Source organism: Lutispora sp. (assembly GCF_041687175.1).
Taxonomy (GTDB): Bacteria; Bacillota; Clostridia; order Lutisporales; family Lutisporaceae; genus Lutispora.
Genome location: NZ_JAWLCK010000065.1, coordinates 1 through 15,541, shown reverse-complemented (window position 1 = coordinate 15,541; position 15,541 = coordinate 1). Strand labels below are relative to the sequence as shown.

General features: G+C 34.2%; 12 protein-coding genes and 3 pseudogenes. 8 read left to right on the top strand and 7 right to left on the bottom strand.

Annotated elements, in window-relative coordinates; all coding sequences use genetic code 11:
* From ACESM9_RS09965 to istB, 4 genes and pseudogenes are all read left to right on the top strand, one after another.
* The coding region (locus tag ACESM9_RS09965) for a hypothetical protein (RefSeq protein WP_372997818.1) at positions 1-196 on the top strand (196 nt) is incomplete at its 5' end.
* On the top strand, positions 193-2,076 hold the full coding sequence (gene abc-f, locus ACESM9_RS09960; RefSeq protein WP_372997816.1) for a ribosomal protection-like ABC-F family protein: 1,884 nt from the start codon (positions 193-195) through the stop codon (positions 2,074-2,076). The genes ACESM9_RS09965 and abc-f, both read left to right, overlap by 4 nt.
* A gap of 223 nt (positions 2,077-2,299) precedes the next feature.
* Positions 2,300-3,777 (top strand): annotated as a pseudogene (gene istA, locus ACESM9_RS09955) (IS21 family transposase).
* The gene (istB, locus tag ACESM9_RS09950) at positions 3,770-4,600 is read left to right on the top strand and encodes an IS21-like element helper ATPase IstB (protein ID WP_372997814.1); all 831 of its coding nucleotides are present in this window, start codon (positions 3,770-3,772) and stop codon (positions 4,598-4,600) included. Before istA ends, istB begins: the two are co-directional and overlap by 8 nt.
* A 208-nt stretch (positions 4,601-4,808) precedes the next feature.
* Here the strand turns inward: istB and ACESM9_RS09945 are convergent, their stop codons facing one another.
* The 3 genes from ACESM9_RS09945 to ACESM9_RS09935 form a co-directional block, all read right to left on the bottom strand.
* Positions 4,809-5,888 (bottom strand): transposase, encoded by a 1,080-nt coding sequence (locus ACESM9_RS09945; RefSeq protein ID WP_372997820.1) that lies wholly within the window; start codon positions 5,886-5,888, stop codon positions 4,809-4,811.
* Positions 5,889-5,896: 8 nt separating this feature from the next.
* Positions 5,897-7,161 (bottom strand): IS3 family transposase gene (locus tag ACESM9_RS09940; RefSeq protein WP_372997812.1). Its coding sequence is split into 2 segments (ribosomal slippage): positions 5,897-6,861 and positions 6,861-7,161, totalling 1,266 coding nucleotides; the frame shifts between segments, so codons are not numbered across the junction.
* 64 nt (positions 7,162-7,225) lie between these two features.
* Positions 7,226-7,774 carry a hypothetical protein gene (locus tag ACESM9_RS09935; RefSeq protein ID WP_372997810.1) on the bottom strand — a complete coding sequence of 183 codons (549 nt, stop codon included), beginning with the start codon at positions 7,772-7,774 and terminating at the stop codon, positions 7,226-7,228.
* 187 nt (positions 7,775-7,961) lie between these two features.
* Here ACESM9_RS09935 and tnpA point away from each other — a divergent pair.
* Together tnpA and ACESM9_RS09925 are read left to right on the top strand one after the other, a co-directional pair.
* A pseudogene (gene tnpA, locus ACESM9_RS09930) lies at positions 7,962-8,432 on the top strand (IS200/IS605 family transposase).
* Positions 8,433-9,299: 867 nt separating this feature from the next.
* Complete coding sequence (locus ACESM9_RS09925; protein WP_372997808.1) at positions 9,300-10,274, top strand: IS701 family transposase; 975 nt, start codon at positions 9,300-9,302, stop codon at positions 10,272-10,274.
* 306 nt (positions 10,275-10,580) lie between these two features.
* Here the strand turns inward: ACESM9_RS09925 and ACESM9_RS09920 are convergent, their stop codons facing one another.
* The 4 genes and pseudogenes from ACESM9_RS09920 to ACESM9_RS09905 form a co-directional block, all read right to left on the bottom strand.
* Positions 10,581-10,715, bottom strand: coding sequence for a hypothetical protein (locus ACESM9_RS09920; protein ID WP_372997806.1), 135 nt, complete (start codon positions 10,713-10,715; stop codon positions 10,581-10,583).
* 391 nt (positions 10,716-11,106) lie between these two features.
* Entirely contained in the window at positions 11,107-11,400 is a 294-nt protein-coding gene (locus ACESM9_RS09915; RefSeq protein WP_372997804.1) for a transposase, read from the bottom strand.
* A 297-nt stretch (positions 11,401-11,697) separates the two neighbouring features.
* Positions 11,698-12,621: an N-acetylglucosamine kinase gene (locus ACESM9_RS09910; protein ID WP_372997803.1), complete on the bottom strand. Its 924-nt coding sequence runs from the start codon at positions 12,619-12,621 to the stop codon at positions 11,698-11,700.
* 403 nt (positions 12,622-13,024) lie between these two features.
* A pseudogene (locus tag ACESM9_RS09905) lies at positions 13,025-14,052 on the bottom strand (IS6 family transposase).
* 308 nt (positions 14,053-14,360) lie between these two features.
* Here ACESM9_RS09905 and ACESM9_RS09900 point away from each other — a divergent pair.
* Both ACESM9_RS09900 and ACESM9_RS09895 read left to right on the top strand, forming a co-directional pair.
* The gene (locus ACESM9_RS09900; protein ID WP_372997801.1) at positions 14,361-14,534 is read left to right on the top strand and encodes a hypothetical protein; all 174 of its coding nucleotides are present in this window, start codon (positions 14,361-14,363) and stop codon (positions 14,532-14,534) included.
* Positions 14,535-14,929: 395 nt separating this feature from the next.
* On the top strand, positions 14,930-15,196 hold the full coding sequence (locus ACESM9_RS09895; RefSeq protein ID WP_372997799.1) for a hypothetical protein: 267 nt from the start codon (positions 14,930-14,932) through the stop codon (positions 15,194-15,196).
* Positions 15,197-15,541 lie beyond the last annotated feature (345 nt).

Sequence of the window (15,541 nt, the reverse complement as noted above, 5' to 3'; positions counted from 1 at the left end):
TTGCTCAGGTCTTTTAGATTTTGAAGGAAAGTGTGCTTTCCTTCAAAATGGGGGATGCAAGGGGGAACTCCCCCTGCCGTCCAAGGAGGGTGCTCAGGACGCGAAGCATCCGTCGAAGGGAACCATAGGGTTCCCTAGCGAAAAAAAGTTGCGAAGCAACTTTTTCGTACCCGGGAGAAGGGAGTTAATAATATGATAGAAATCGCTTTACAAAACATAGAAAAATATTACGGTGCAAATCAGGTGCTAAAGGGAGTCGCCTTTGAAATTATTCAAGGGGAGAGAATAGGTCTTCTAGGCAAAAATGGTGCGGGGAAAACCACCCTTTTTAAGATATTAGCTGGTATGGAAGGTATCGATGAAGGAAGCAAAATAGTGAGGAAAGGGGCAACAATAGGGCTTCTTGACCAGATTCCTGATTTTCCAGAATCCTATACAGCCTATGATGTGCTTTACTCCGCCTTTGATGAACTGATGAAAATCCATAACCAAATGAGGGAACTTGAAAAGATCATGGAAAAGGAGGTTACAGATGAAGTCTTAAAAAGATATGGAAATCTTCAGCAGCTTTTTGAAGCCAAAGATGGATACTCCATAGAAGACAATATAAATCGTATTTGTATAGGTTTAAAGATAGACAATGATATGGCGGTAAAGGAGTTTAATAAATTAAGCGGCGGTGAAAAGACAAGGGTGATGCTTGGAAGGCTCATGCTGGAAAAACCGGACATACTTTTGCTAGATGAGCCTACTAATCATATGGACTTAAGCTCAATAGAATGGCTGGAGGAATTTTTAGGAGAGTACAAGGGGACCTCAATAATAATATCCCATGACAGATATTTTCTAGACAAGGTAGTAAACAGAATTGTGGAAATAGTGGACGGTAAATCTGAACTCTATGAAGGCAACTATTCTTACTATGTGAAAGAAAAGCAGCAGAGATATGAAATCCAGATGGCAAGATACAATGAGGAGCAAAAGAAAATAAGGCAGCTGGAAGAAGCGGCAAAGAGGATGCACGAATGGGCGAAGATAGCTGATAGCGAAGCTATGCACAGGAGGGCCTTCAGCATAGAAAAGAGAATTGAGAGGATGGAAAAGACCGATAAACCTATCAGTGAAAGAAATATTAACGGAGGATTCTCTCAATGTGATTTTTCAAGCAAAGATGTAATTATGGCTAAAGGCCTCAGAAAGTTCTATGGAGACAAAAAGGTTATAGAGGACTTGGATTTGCTTATTCAAAAGAATGAAAGGGCAGCAATACTGGGGGATAACGGTTCAGGGAAGTCTACACTAATTAAGATTATTACGGGGGAGATAGAGCCTGATGGAGGAACAATAAAATTAGGGGAAAGCATAACATACGCCTATCTTCCGCAGGTTGTAACCTTTGATAATCCAAAGCTAAGCATTTTGGAAACAGTGATTCATGAGTTAAATATGCAGGAAGGCCCTGCAAGAAGCCTTCTGGCAAAATATAAATTCAGGCAGGAAGATGTTCATAAAATTGTAGAGAATCTTTCCGGTGGTGAAAAGAGCAGACTGAGGCTTTGCATCATGATGCAGAAGGATGTGAATCTACTCATACTGGATGAGCCAACAAACCATTTGGACATTGTCTCAAGAGAATGGCTTGAGAGTGCACTGGAGGACTTCTCGGGCACACTGGTATTTGTATCCCATGACAGATATTTTATAAACAAGTTTGGAAACAGGATATGTGAGATAGTAGATGGGAAGATAGAAGACTACTATGGAGACTATGAAAACTATAAGGAAAGAAAAGCAATAAAGCAGCAGCAAAAGGAATCTCTTCCTGTGAGAAAAGAAAAAGTGAAGAGAGAAAAAGAAGAAAAGATCAATAAGAAGGAAGACGATACTCATAAAAAGCTGGAAGAGATTGAAAAGCAGATAAGCAGCTTTGAAGAAAAGCTAAAAGATATCAACATATCTATGGAAAACTCCAATGATGATTATGAAGCATTGAGTTCACTCTATGATGAGAAAACCACAATTGAAGAAGAACTTGAAGCTTTATATGAACAATGGGCTTCACTGAACGATGTATAGTAGTATGGCAAATGTCATGCTGCTTTTATGTATTATGAAAATCACACGATAGTCGCGTGGTTCTATAGGAGCTTTAACGATGTATTCAGACAAAAAACTCCTAATGTGTATGTTAACGGCATAATAAAATTAACCATTTTCGGCGGAGAAAATTGAGCAGGTATTATATAATATTTGATTAGTGGCTCCCCCGAAAGGGGAAATTTTTATGTTGGAGGTAGCAATGCAAACTACAATTAAAACACTGTACAAAAAAGGCATAAGCCAGTCACAAATTGCAAGAACATTAGGCATCAGTAGAAACACAGTAAGAAAAGTTATTCAAAGTGATGAGAGGGGGGAAACACAACTTACAAAGAGACCACATCCATCCATGTTGGATGAGTATCGAGAGTATATTGAAATCCAGCTAAACAAAGGCCTATCAAGACAACGTATATACCAGGATCTGGTTCGTGATTTTAATTATCAGGGGAGCTACACCACCGTTAAAGATCATGCACGTAAAATTTTAGGAAATACTCAGAAGTCATATATGGTTCTCATAGCGCTTCCTGGTGAAGAAGCACAGGTAGACTTCGGATACATTGGGACAATCAAAGTTAACGGGAAGCCTAAAAAAGCATGGGTATTCATAATGTCTCTAAGTTACTCCAGATATATGTATGCCAGTATTGTATTTGATCAATCTGTAAAATCCTTCATACAAGCACATATTGATGCATTTCATTTCTTTGGAGGAGTTCCTGAAACTGTTAAAATTGATAACCTCAAAGCAGCTGTAGTAGAAGCAGACTTTTATGAGCCTGTATTGCAACGTACCTATGCTGCTTTTGCTCCACAATATGGATTCTTTGCACAACCATGTAGAGTCTATATTCCTACAGATAAGGGCAAGGTAGAATCCAATGTTAAATATGTAAAGGATAATTGTTTCAAAGGAAGAGACTTTGAGGATATAGAAGATGCAAGAGCTTTTTTAAAGGAATGGTTATCGAATACTGCAAATAAACGCATACATGGTACTACAAAGAAGGTTCCTGCAGAGTTGTTTGAAGCGGAAGAAAAACAGAAACTCTTAAAGTTGCCTACAGAAGATTTTATCTTTTCAAAGACGACTCATGCAGTTGTTAATCCCAATTGTCATATTGCTTATGGGGGAAATTACTATTCCGTTCCTCATGCATATGTCGGAATGGAGGTCGAAATAGTTGAAATCAATAATTTGCTCAAGGTATTTTTCAAGAATGAAGAAATTGCCCTTCATAACCTCTGCCAAGGGCTGAAGGGCCAATATATAACAAATACATCACATTATCCTGAATCCAAGAATATTACATCTGAGCAGATTTTGCCAAGGTAAGAACATGAAATGAGGCAGATTGGTACTTATGCACTGGAATTTTCTATGCCTTTTGCCGTAAAGAAATATCGGGTAAGTTCATTCATCATAATATTTCTGGAGTTTTGGCCCTTAGAAAAAAATATGAAAACAATGTAATTGATCAGGCATGTCGTAGAGCCCTTTACTACAACTCAATTACTTATGGTACAGTAAAGAAAATATGTGAAAAAGGTCTTATCGCGTTACCAGTGGAAGATAAAAATGATGATATTGTTACTAATGAGCCAACAGAAATAACCAGAGATTTATCTCAGTATGCCCAGATGACGGTTTTGGGGGTGAGCGGAGATGAATGATGCACTCCAAGGTAAACTTAAGAAACTTCATTTTTCAGGAATTATTAAGACAGCAGATATGCGAATAGAGCAGGCCATACGAGAGAAGCTGTCATATCAGGAATTTCTAGAAATCTTGATAAATGACGAATTGCTTAACCGAGCAAATAAGGGAAATCACAGGCGTTTACAGAAAGCAAAGTTTCCGCAGCACAAAACAATAGAAGAATTTAATTTCAGCTATCAACCAAGTATAAACCGTCAAACTATTTATCAGCTAAGCACTTGCGAATTCATAAGAAAGAAGGAAAATATTGCATTTATCGGACCTCCTGGAACTGGTAAAACTCACTTAGCAATTGCGATTGGAGTCAAGGCTGTTACACAAGGGTATAATGTACTTTTTGTAACCATGAATGACATGTTGGAAGATTTGTATATGTCGCGAGCAGATAATTCATTTCAGCAACGACTAAGAAAATACGCACAACCTGATCTGCTCATTGTGGACGAGCTTGGACTCCGCAAATTGAATCAAACAAGTGTTGACGACTTTTATGAAGTAATTGCTAAACGATATGAACAACGTTCTACCATAATCACTTCCAACAAAACATTTGAGGAGTGGGGTAAAATTCTATTTGATCCGGTTCTAGCTACAGCTATCTTAGACAGGTTTGTCCATCACTGTAATTTCATTGTGATTAATGGGGACAGTTATCGAATGAGAGAACGTGAAGGTTTTACAGCTCATACAAATAAGCGTGAAAAGCTTGGAAAATTAGTAACTTCAGAAAACACTGCAGATGATACCGTGGATGATGATATTGGGTCTATAGACTAACTAGAATAACTGAACATAAAAACTAAAGTGAGATCAGTCTCCGCCCGAAACTGCTCTCACTTTTCCGCCCATAAAATAATATATCTTAACTTATTTAGCTGCTCAAATTTCTCCGCCTTTTTTGCACATTTTTTAGGTTCTCTCTCACTTTTGGTGATTCAAGTTAGATAACACTATGTAAAATATCTAGATATATATTCCAGTTTATTTATGCATAAAGTATCTTTGTCCTTAATAGATTGAAGCTGCATCTGCCATAGCTTATACGCTTAATAACTTTTACTTTATTAACGATTCCCTCAAGTAGTCCATTGGTGTATTTTGAATTCATACTATTCTTTACAGTTTCTATATCTTTGCTGATCCCATTAATATAACTATCTAGTTCTTGTATCTTAAAGCTTCCGGCTCTTATAATCCAATCTTCTAAACTTAAATTATTGTATTCTTCAAATAGATTTTTGAAATCATTTATAAGCACATTTAGTTCTTTTATCTCTGAATATTTACTCCATATTTTTCTTAAGCTTTCTGTTTCGGCTTCAGTTAGGTTATCTGTGTTTTTGCATATGCATTTTATCAAATAGTTTCTATTAATAGTTTGATGATTAGGTTTTAGTTCGATCTTTCCATTTACCGTTTCCTTTTTAATGTTGTTTCTGCTCATATATCCTGATAGAGAAGATTTAGAGCCATCATATCCTTTATCTTTTAGAACTTTTAATATCTCTTGATGTGATTTGCATTGTTTTACTAGATCAGTAATTAAATCTTTATATTGATCTAACTTACTGCCATGTTTTATTTTTTTAGCATAATAAACGAATTCATCCATCTTTATATATTTTTTTATTGTATTACGAGACATTGAATATTCCTTGGATAGTTGCAAGATACTAGTACCTTCTCTATGTCTTGATTTTATTTCATTGATAAGTCTCTGCTTAAATTCAATTTTTTGCTGTCTCAATATTTCATAGCTAGTTTCTCTGGTAGAAGTATCACTGCATAATTCTTTTATATTGTTGTTCACATTATTTTCATCAATAGTTGCATTATCATTTATGGGGATATTAATAGGATAACTTCTTTTTATATAAGAACCTACGGCTTCTAATAAGTTCTTAATAATATGAAACTTATCAGATACTTGTATGGCTCTAGGTACAGTTTCTGTGATTGCTGCAGCATATGATTGTGAACCATCTCGGCTTACTACCCTGATATTAGGATATTGCTCTAACCATTTATTCAATTCTTCTTTTGTTCTGCGGCTTGACCCCCTAATTATGGAGATTATGCAGCAAATGCTTTAGCATTTACATCCTTTCTCATAAATGCTTCATGAAATTTATTTGGAGACATATATTTTATGCTTCCATGCCTTCTGCGATTATTATAATAATTCATATATTCAGTTATTATTTTGTATGCCTCCTTAAAACTGTTCCATTCATTGCGACTGTAACATTCATCTTCCAATATTGAATGAAATGATTCTATGTGTGCATTCATATTAGGAGTTTTTACTGGTATCCTTTGATGAATTAAATTATTACTGTTGCAGAATTCTTCAAATTCTTTAGATACAAATTGAGGACCATTGTCTGTCCTTATTTTAGGTGTCCTTAAGCCATCATATATGTTGCGTTTTCTTAAACTATTTCTCAATACATTACAAGCATCAGAAGCTTTACAAGATAAACCTATATGATAGTCTATAATGCTTCTGTCAAATACATCTATTAGAGATAGTTGAAAGAAGAATTTATCTTCTCCGCTTATATATCCGTATTTTATATCCATTTCCCAAAGCTCATTGGGAGCTGATATGGTTTCTTTCTTAGCTAAATGCTTAGAACTCTTTTCACTTATTCTTCTTTGAGGTCTTAGTATATCTAATTTTTTGCACAGCCTATATACTTTTTTATGATTGATAATTAGATCATAATCTTCTCTAAGGCATATTGTTAGTTTACGATAACCATAGGGAAAACCATCTCCACATATTAAATTGCATAACCACTCCTTTATTTGTTCATCAGATACTTTTTTACCGGTTTTTGTATATGAATAACCAGGTTTAGGCCTTCCAGTATCTTTATTAAATACTGCAATATTATGAGTTCTATTAGATTTTGATTGTCTTTTTATGTATTCATAATAGGTGGATGCAGAAATGCCGACAAAGCCTAGTACTAAAGATATCTCATAACCTTTATTTATCCACCTTAATGCAATTGCAACCTTGTCGGCTACTTGGGGTTTACTCTGTCTCTTAATTCTCTAAGTATTAGCAGCTCTAACTCTTTTTCTGCAACAAGCTTTTTTAATCTATCATTTTCTGTGCTTACAACATTAAGCCTATGTTCTAATTCTTTTACTTTATTGTCTTTATCTTTAGGAAGTGGAGTGACTGAACCTCTTTTCTTATAAGCTTTTATCCAACCATATATAGTAGTTTTAGATATATCATGGCACCTTGCAACAAGGGAAATATTACCTACTTCTTGACATTCTTTTATTACTTGTTCCTTTAACTTATCATCATAGTGTTTCATTTTGGATCAACCCCCTATATTCATTTTACTAAATTCGTATGGTTTCTCCAATTATATTAGGGGGCTAAATAGTTCTGCTCATCAGTACATCAATTATTTCTTTAGTGTCAAGGTTGCATATGATAGTACCATATAGATTCCCTTTCTTTAAAGCAAAGTCATCTATTCCAATGTTTATTATATCTTTTGAATTTAAAACTGGACGCTGTGGTAACTTATTAATAATTCTGAGAACAGTGTGATTAGTAAGCTTTACACCTAATAGATTTACTATTTCTGAAACTTTCATTGCACTTGTTGTAAGAGCTAGCAGAGTTATAAACTCAATTAGCTTATTGCTCTTTCTGCCATATGGCGATACGAAATCTAATCTCTCAGTAAATATTTTCTGGCTGCATCCGCTATTATTGCATTTGAATTTTCTTACTATAAGTAGTATCTCTCTAGGGATTCCATCAAAGGAACCATCAATAATCTTTCTAGTATATCTGGAATGCTTAGCTGTGGAGGTAACACCACAACTTGGACATTTACAAGAGCTTTTGTTGCTAATTGCAATAATATTTACTTTATCAGTAGTTTCTTTTTTGAATAGTATAGTGTATTCTTCCATTGTTTCGACTTAGCTACCTTTCCCTTATTAGATAGAATAATTATAAGGGATTAGTGATAGTTATTCACCCGTAAATACTTACCACCAAAAGTGAGAGAGAACCATTTTTTATTGACAACAATAATGTGTATAATAAACACGTGACCTGCCAGTTACGTAAATAAAAACACATTAGGAGGACAGTAAAATGCCTGAGCAAAATACTGACGTTAAAAGTTTAGCGCATAATAAATGGAACTGCAAATATCATGTGGTATTTGCACAAAAGTATCGCAGAAAAGTATTCTTTAATGAAAAAAGAGAAGATATCAGAGAAATAATAAGAATGTTGTGTCAATGGAAAGGTGTAGAAATTATCTAGGGAGAAATATGTCCAAATCATATACATCTTCTTCTTAGTATCCCGCCCAAAATTAGGATTTCGGGATTTATGGGATATCTAAAAGGGAAAAGTAGTCTTATGATATTCCAGGAATATGGAAATATGAAATTTGCGTACCGAAACCGCGAATTTTGGTGTAAGGGATACTATGTCGATACTGTAGGCAAGAACACTGCAACGATAATAAGTTACATAGCCAACCAGCTAAAGCTAGATCAAGAAATGGATCAATTGAATATATTTGATCCAAGAGTTCCGTTTACGGGTAGCAAGTAAACTACGCGTGGCTGGCAGGCTAACCATAAAGCGCACTTGTGCGCAGCTAGTAGTATTAGGGTTATGCCCGAAAATGAAAATCCACCCGCATAGTGAAGAGAACCCCTTTCGTTAGACAAAACAAAGTCTAATGAAAGGGGTTCTCTTCACTATGCGGGTGGATGATTATTCAATCATATTACAGAATTAGAGATAATATGTAGTAATAACCAATATTATATGGTATATTTATTGTAATAAGTAAAAGCATGGTAAATAATATGTGTTAATAAAGCAAAATAGGACAAGCTATACCGAAAAGATATTAAAAAGAATATTTCCTAGGCTAATTTCAAAAAAAGTAGTAATTTCGTAGTTCTCGACATTTTTATTCAATATACCTACGAGATGGAGGGATTAATTTAACATATATTAGAATATATAAGTTAATAAACAACAGAAATTTATACTCGTTAACTAAAAAATATAAATATTGATAGTCTGCTTGATGCAATGCCGAGAAAGAATAACAAGGACTTGTATATATTAAGGGCAGCAACATATACCGCAAGATATCAATAGGTAATATTTACAAAAACCAGCAATACTATAATTAAAATATTAGGCAATCCAAGCTGGAGTTCAAATAGTTATTTAGAAAGATAACCTTTTTACTAGCTAATTTAGATGAATGTATAGATATATAGTGTTTAAATTATTAATTGTAAGAATTTGCGATTACTATTTGTTGAATTAATATTTAGTGTTGTGCATTAAATAGTAAAAAATTGTATTACCAAATTCATGGTAAAACAAAAGCATAAGTTGACCGTTTGTGGTAGTTTATAGTTGTCCAAAACAATAAACAAATTACGGAGGTCGAAACTTATGCCTGAGATAATAATAGAACAAAACCAGAACATCAGCAACTATATAAATGTGCTACAATTGCCTTATTCTGCTGCTTTGAATAACCATATGATAAATATGGTCTCGGGCATAATCACTGCAGAAGGCAATAAAACTATCTCTGCCATCTACAGAAAACTTACTTCCAATAGAGATAGAAGCACTGGCTCAAGATTCTTGAGCGAATACAAATGGAACAACGAGTATGTGGATTACAAAAGAGTTTCACACTCGATTCATACTATCCGCAAGAATATCGATGAGAATCAGGTTGGTTTTCTAATTGTAGATGACTCTTTGAGTAAAAAGGATAATTCTACAAAAAAGATTGAAGGCCTTGATTATCATCATTCTCACAGTGACGGTAAAACTATGTGGTCACACTGTATCGTTAGTTCTCATTACAAGGTTGCTAATTATTCGCTGCCACTTAATTTCAAGCTTTATCTCAGGAAGCAGTTTTATGGTTCAAAAGCCAAAAGGCATTTTAAAAACAAACACGAGATTGCCATGCAATTAGTTGACGAGTTCACTCCAGTTACCAAAACAAATTATTTGCTGGTAGATGCTTGGTATACCTCAGGAAAGCTGATGCTACATTCACTCAAAAGAGGATATCACACTATTGGAAGAATCAAATCCAATCGTGTAATTTATTCTTTTGGCCTAAAAGCAAGTGTCAAAGAGTTCTCGACCCATATACATAAGAACGAAACCTGCCCAGTTACAGTAGGGGACAACAAGTATTATGTCTATAGGTATGAAGGTAAAATCAATGACATTGAACTCTTCAGAGCATCCAAAGGTAAAGTATTAGGTTTAAAGACCATAGGAGATACAATAGGGTACTTCCGTCAACAATACATGGTTGAAATTGTTAAAATTGCATACTCTTGTGCAACTAAAGGGCTAAGCGTAAGCTCAATGATTACCAAGTTAGGGCTTGCTGCTTAAAATTTTCCTTTTTACTGCACATGTCTAATCTGTAAGTTAAGTTGCATTCCATTAAATCTATAAAGCGGATGAAAACCTCATATGGGATATCTCTTGGGTACTTTATTCCATAAGATTCAATTATACGGAAGAACACTTTTAAACGAAATAGTTTTGTATTAATTATATTGATACTTTGTTCCTTATCAATGAGCCATTTCCTATATATTTTCATAGTTACTTGGAATGCGCTGCTAACAAGATGTTTAGTTAGATAACTATAATACCTACTAAACTTCCCTGTATCTTTGAAGTCCAGAAGAGCTATCAAAGGATTTGATACTGTTCGTTCTTTACTGTCTTTGGGATTTTTGAATTACTGATGCCATATTTGTCATCATCAAAAGCATTAAGAGTCTCGTCAGCAATATGAGTTGTTTTTTTACTAATAGCATAATTCATTACCTGCCGCCAAATTCGAGTATAATTACTAACCGTAATAGGGAAGTGCCTCTTTGATGATAAATAGGATCCGGCTGTGTTAATAATAGCATCAGAATCATGAGTTGAAATGGTGATCGTATTTTTGCCTTCTTTTTAGAGACAGTATATAATTCGGTACATTTTATAGAAAGTATATTTTGAGAAAAGCTGTATAATAAGTAAGCTTGGAAGATAAACTTTCGATAATATTATTCCTTCGATAAGCAATATTATTGAAAGCTTTTCATAATATTGCGTCCATAAACACAAAGGGATAGATAGTTTCTAATGATCTGCTTTTTCACTCTTGTACCATAGGTAATATTCTTTTGGTAATTTTACTGAATATCTCTGTTGATACTTCTATGCCTTATATATCTTGAATTTTAGCAAAAATATCCCTGGTTGTCATACCCAAAGAATAAAGTGCTAATATCTTCCCCTTAATCCCAGTAACATTTCTTTGATACTTTGGTATTATCTGAGGCCCAAATTCTCCGTTACGATTTCTAGGAATGTTTAGTTCAATATCTCCTAATTGTGACTTGACAGTCTTTTTGGAATATCTACTTCTGCTGTTTTCAGTGGCTTTCATTTGCTTTGTATCATATTTGCTATAGCCTAGTTTTTCAACAAGTTCTACTTCTAATGCTTCTTGCAGCACTTACCGAAATATTTCCTATAATGTAGCTAAAATGTCATCGGGGTTATTAAAGTTTTTCTCTCGAATTTATTCTCTAAATACTTCTTTAGGTAATGTTGACATAATATAAATCTCCTCCTTAGCTTTATATCAAGATTTTCGCCAAGAAGGAGATTTTTAATTCTGTTTACACAAAATTTTTTACAGGTTCGATTTTAAGACAAACAAAATGAGTAAATATATTTTGCTCTTAAAATAAGAAAGAGTAAGTATTTATAGAGAATTGCTACCCCAACAATTGAATTAGATGAATTTTACTCATTCATTGTGTAACAACCCTTCTTTCCATGCTAATAACAATGCTCCATAATCTGGTTCCCTATCTCCCATTGTTACATGAATCTCTGGTGTGCTATGTTTTAGCTCAGCAATAATAATATTTCTAATAACTTCTGATTTTGTTAATATGCTTCCTGACAATGCCAAAGGAAATCTATCTAAATTCATCTTCTTACTTAGTGCATAAACCATATTACACAAGTTATGGGCTGCATTTTTCACAATATCATTAGCAATATTGTCACTATTTGCCATTTTAAGGACTATGGGAGCTAGCTCAGCAATATGATGTTTTTGAGTTTTAGGATCGTAAATGTATGCCATTAGTTCTTCCAAACTATTAATACACAATTTATCCATTATAGCTATAGTAAGGCTTGTGTTTGGAATAATTCCATCAATGCTTCTTGCCACAGCATTGAGTGCATCTCTAGCTATTGAGTATCCACTACCTTCATCGCCTATAATATGACCCCATCCCCCAACATGAACATGAGTACCATCCTTGCTTATTCCATATGCTATTGAGCCTGTGCCGCTTAAAAGAACTGCTCCCTCAATTTTTCTGTTTGCTCCAACAAGAGCAACATAGGCATCATTGTATATGAGTAATTTATTACAATATCCTAACTCATTCATTATATTTTTATAAATCATTTCATCTCTCTTGTTGTTTATGCCAGCACAACCCATACAGATGCATTTGATATTTTCATATGTAATTTTATATTCATTTTTACAATAATGTAATAAATTATTAAAACTTTCTTTTACTCTATCAACACCTATAGAATAATAATTTGCTGGACCGCATTTTATAGCTCCTATAACTCTTTTCTTCTCATCACCTATTAATGCTTTTAGATTTGTTCCGCCACCGTCTATTCCTATATATATTTTCAAATTCAATACCTCACTTTACATATAAAGTATATTTCTCTTACTGGAAATTTTTTTATACTTTCTTGTGTTAGACCTCTTTGGATGGATTACCCGATTCATAGAGTATTTATTCATTAAGGTAAGCCTACATGATTAGGATGGTTGAGATCAGCTTAAGGTTGATTTCTTGTTTTACATGCAAGGTTTCTTACTTACTATTAAAGGGATAGAGACTTTAAGTCAATTAATTTTGACTCTGTAAAGTTAACATGAAAAACTAGCACAATGTTTCATAGAATAGCTCAAAATTCCGCAAACAGGTTTATAACTTCTGCACTATGGATAGTCAAGGGTAAAATGAACAGGCTAACGCCTGCCCTATGACAATCCATAGTGCAGAAGTTGAGGAGTAACTAAGCGGAATTTAGGCTACAAGCAAAAACTTCCGTTTTTCTTTAGCAGACAGTTTCAAACCAGCCACTTGAGCCGGTGTAAGGCCATCAAGCGATGAATGTGGCCTGACAAAGTTAAAAAAGAACACAAACATACTGATCAGGTTGTTGGCTGATGCAAAGGAGTTAAACCCCTGCTTTGTCTTGTACCAAGCCTTAAACTGATGATGGAAGGATTCGATGAGGTTGTTTGATATGTCATCCTTGAATGATTGAACCCTTATATGTTTCACATCGTCAAATACGGACTTTACAGGCACCTTATAGGCGCTGTAACGGTCTGAAACGATTGATCCTGGCTTGCCAAGCATCTTAACTGACTCCAGTAGTGAAAAAGCTTGTGGAGAGTCACGATGAGGTGACAAGTGATAGCCTAATATGAATCTGGTTTCAGAATCAATGATGAACCAAATGTAATGCTTAACACCATTGATTTTAATCACAGTCTCGTCAGTATGCCACTCGTCAGAGTCAAAATTGAGAGCAGGCATGAGCTGTAGGCTGAAGTTTTGGAACATGGGGGCAAACTTTTTACACCAGTCGCTGATGGTAGTATGAGAAACCTTGACATTGAATGCTACTTGAAATATTAAAGCGATGTTTCTAAAGGAGTTCTTACCGAGGTAGAACATTGAAAGTGCAGTGATGATCAGATGCACGGATATCTCATACGCTTGAAGTCAGTTTTACCAAACAGGTTTGACATGGAAGCCGGACTTACGGAAGTATGCTTGGCAACAAAGAACGAATGATTGCAAGACTTATCACAGCAGCGATAGTTGGTATAATGTTTGTAGTCATGATGGATGAAGGATGCCTTGCCGCAAACTGGGCATCTGGGGTAGTTATGCACCTTTCTGACAGTAGGTCGGTCAGGTGCGAACTGGTGGTTGCAGTTACGGCAGAGATACTTCTGATAACCATCTTTATCTTTGCCGAAACGATAAAACGAATGAGAATTGTTGCATTTAGGACATTTTAATGATACAATTTTCTGCATGAGGACTTGCTCCTTTCTGGGAGGTAAATTGTTTTTAGCAGAAACATTGTACCAGAAAGTGTGGCAGGTCCTCAATTTTCATTTAACTTTACAAAACGTTAATTTTTAAAAGGAGGTGTTTTTATGTAATTTTAGATCCATTGCAGAAATTAATATGAGAAATTTTTTCAGTGACATGTCTATCCTTTCTTCATCTAATGAAATCGTTGCTCGTATGAAAACTTAACTCGATTCCAACTACGATGTTGAAAGATCTATTGATTTAGCGAAAAAATGGAAAAAACTTTGATTATAGATCCTTCGTAGTTATGGAATTCATCGGGCACTATCAAAAAATCCTTTTTCATTCACTTACTAAAGCTAGATTTTATGTTCCCATCATAAACCCTATAAAAAATAATTCTATAAAAAATATTGAAATTAGAAAAGCGAAAAAAGATAATGTGGATGTCCGAAAGGCTAAATTGTTCTATAGGTTCTAGGAACTCAAAACTAATAATATCCATAACGAGAATATTAAATACTTGAGGGGCTTCTGTCGCTAGTACTATAATTTTAATGACGAACTTATTGTCAAAAATATAGACTAATTGATATAGTTGATCAGCCGGTGCTTAACTTCAAGAATATATTCCCTAATATATTTTCTGAATTATCCATAGCTATTTAGAAGATTATCCTACACCAGCAAACATTATCATGGTTGACAGAGATATGCTGATTTCATTGATTCTGAAAAGCTCCAATAGAAGCCTTAGATGGTCAAGTATAAAAGTATGAATTACTGAATTTAATCAGCATAAGACTTTTCTCCTTTAAGCGTTAATAATCCTTCTAATGTTGCTATGATTGGTGTATATATTTCCATGATAAAACAATGGAGGAAAATTTTAAGAAAATTCTTAAAACTATACGACAGCTTATTACCAATAACATGTCAAAAGATATACCAGTATTATCATTAACTCTTGGACTTCTGAAAGGCATTCCAATGATAGATCTTCTGACAGTTGGTACAATTCTTGTAGAAATCAAATACTTCTCGACATTAAAAAAGTTAGAAAAGCTGGCTGCTTATTACGAGACTAATACATCTTTTACGCAGCCTGGACAATTATATCGATATTCGCAACAAAACATCTAAAAGGGCCAAATGTTCAGTTTTCAAGGTTCTAATTATTTTTAACCACCGATTAAATTATATCTACTTACTATAGGTGGCTTATTTGTATACCATTTTTTAACCTCAAAAATACTAAAAATGTAACTTAAATTATGATTGACTTTTGTTAGCTAATCTACCTACATTACTTATTACAAGAATTATTATTTGATTCTGAAAAATCAAAAATATAATAATATTATACAAGCTTTGATAATATTATACAAGCCTTAGATTTATGTCAATATCTTAGACACAAAGTTGAACTTTTTATACAATTTTCTTAGATAAGTCCTCATATTTTGATAAATAATATATTAAATGCTG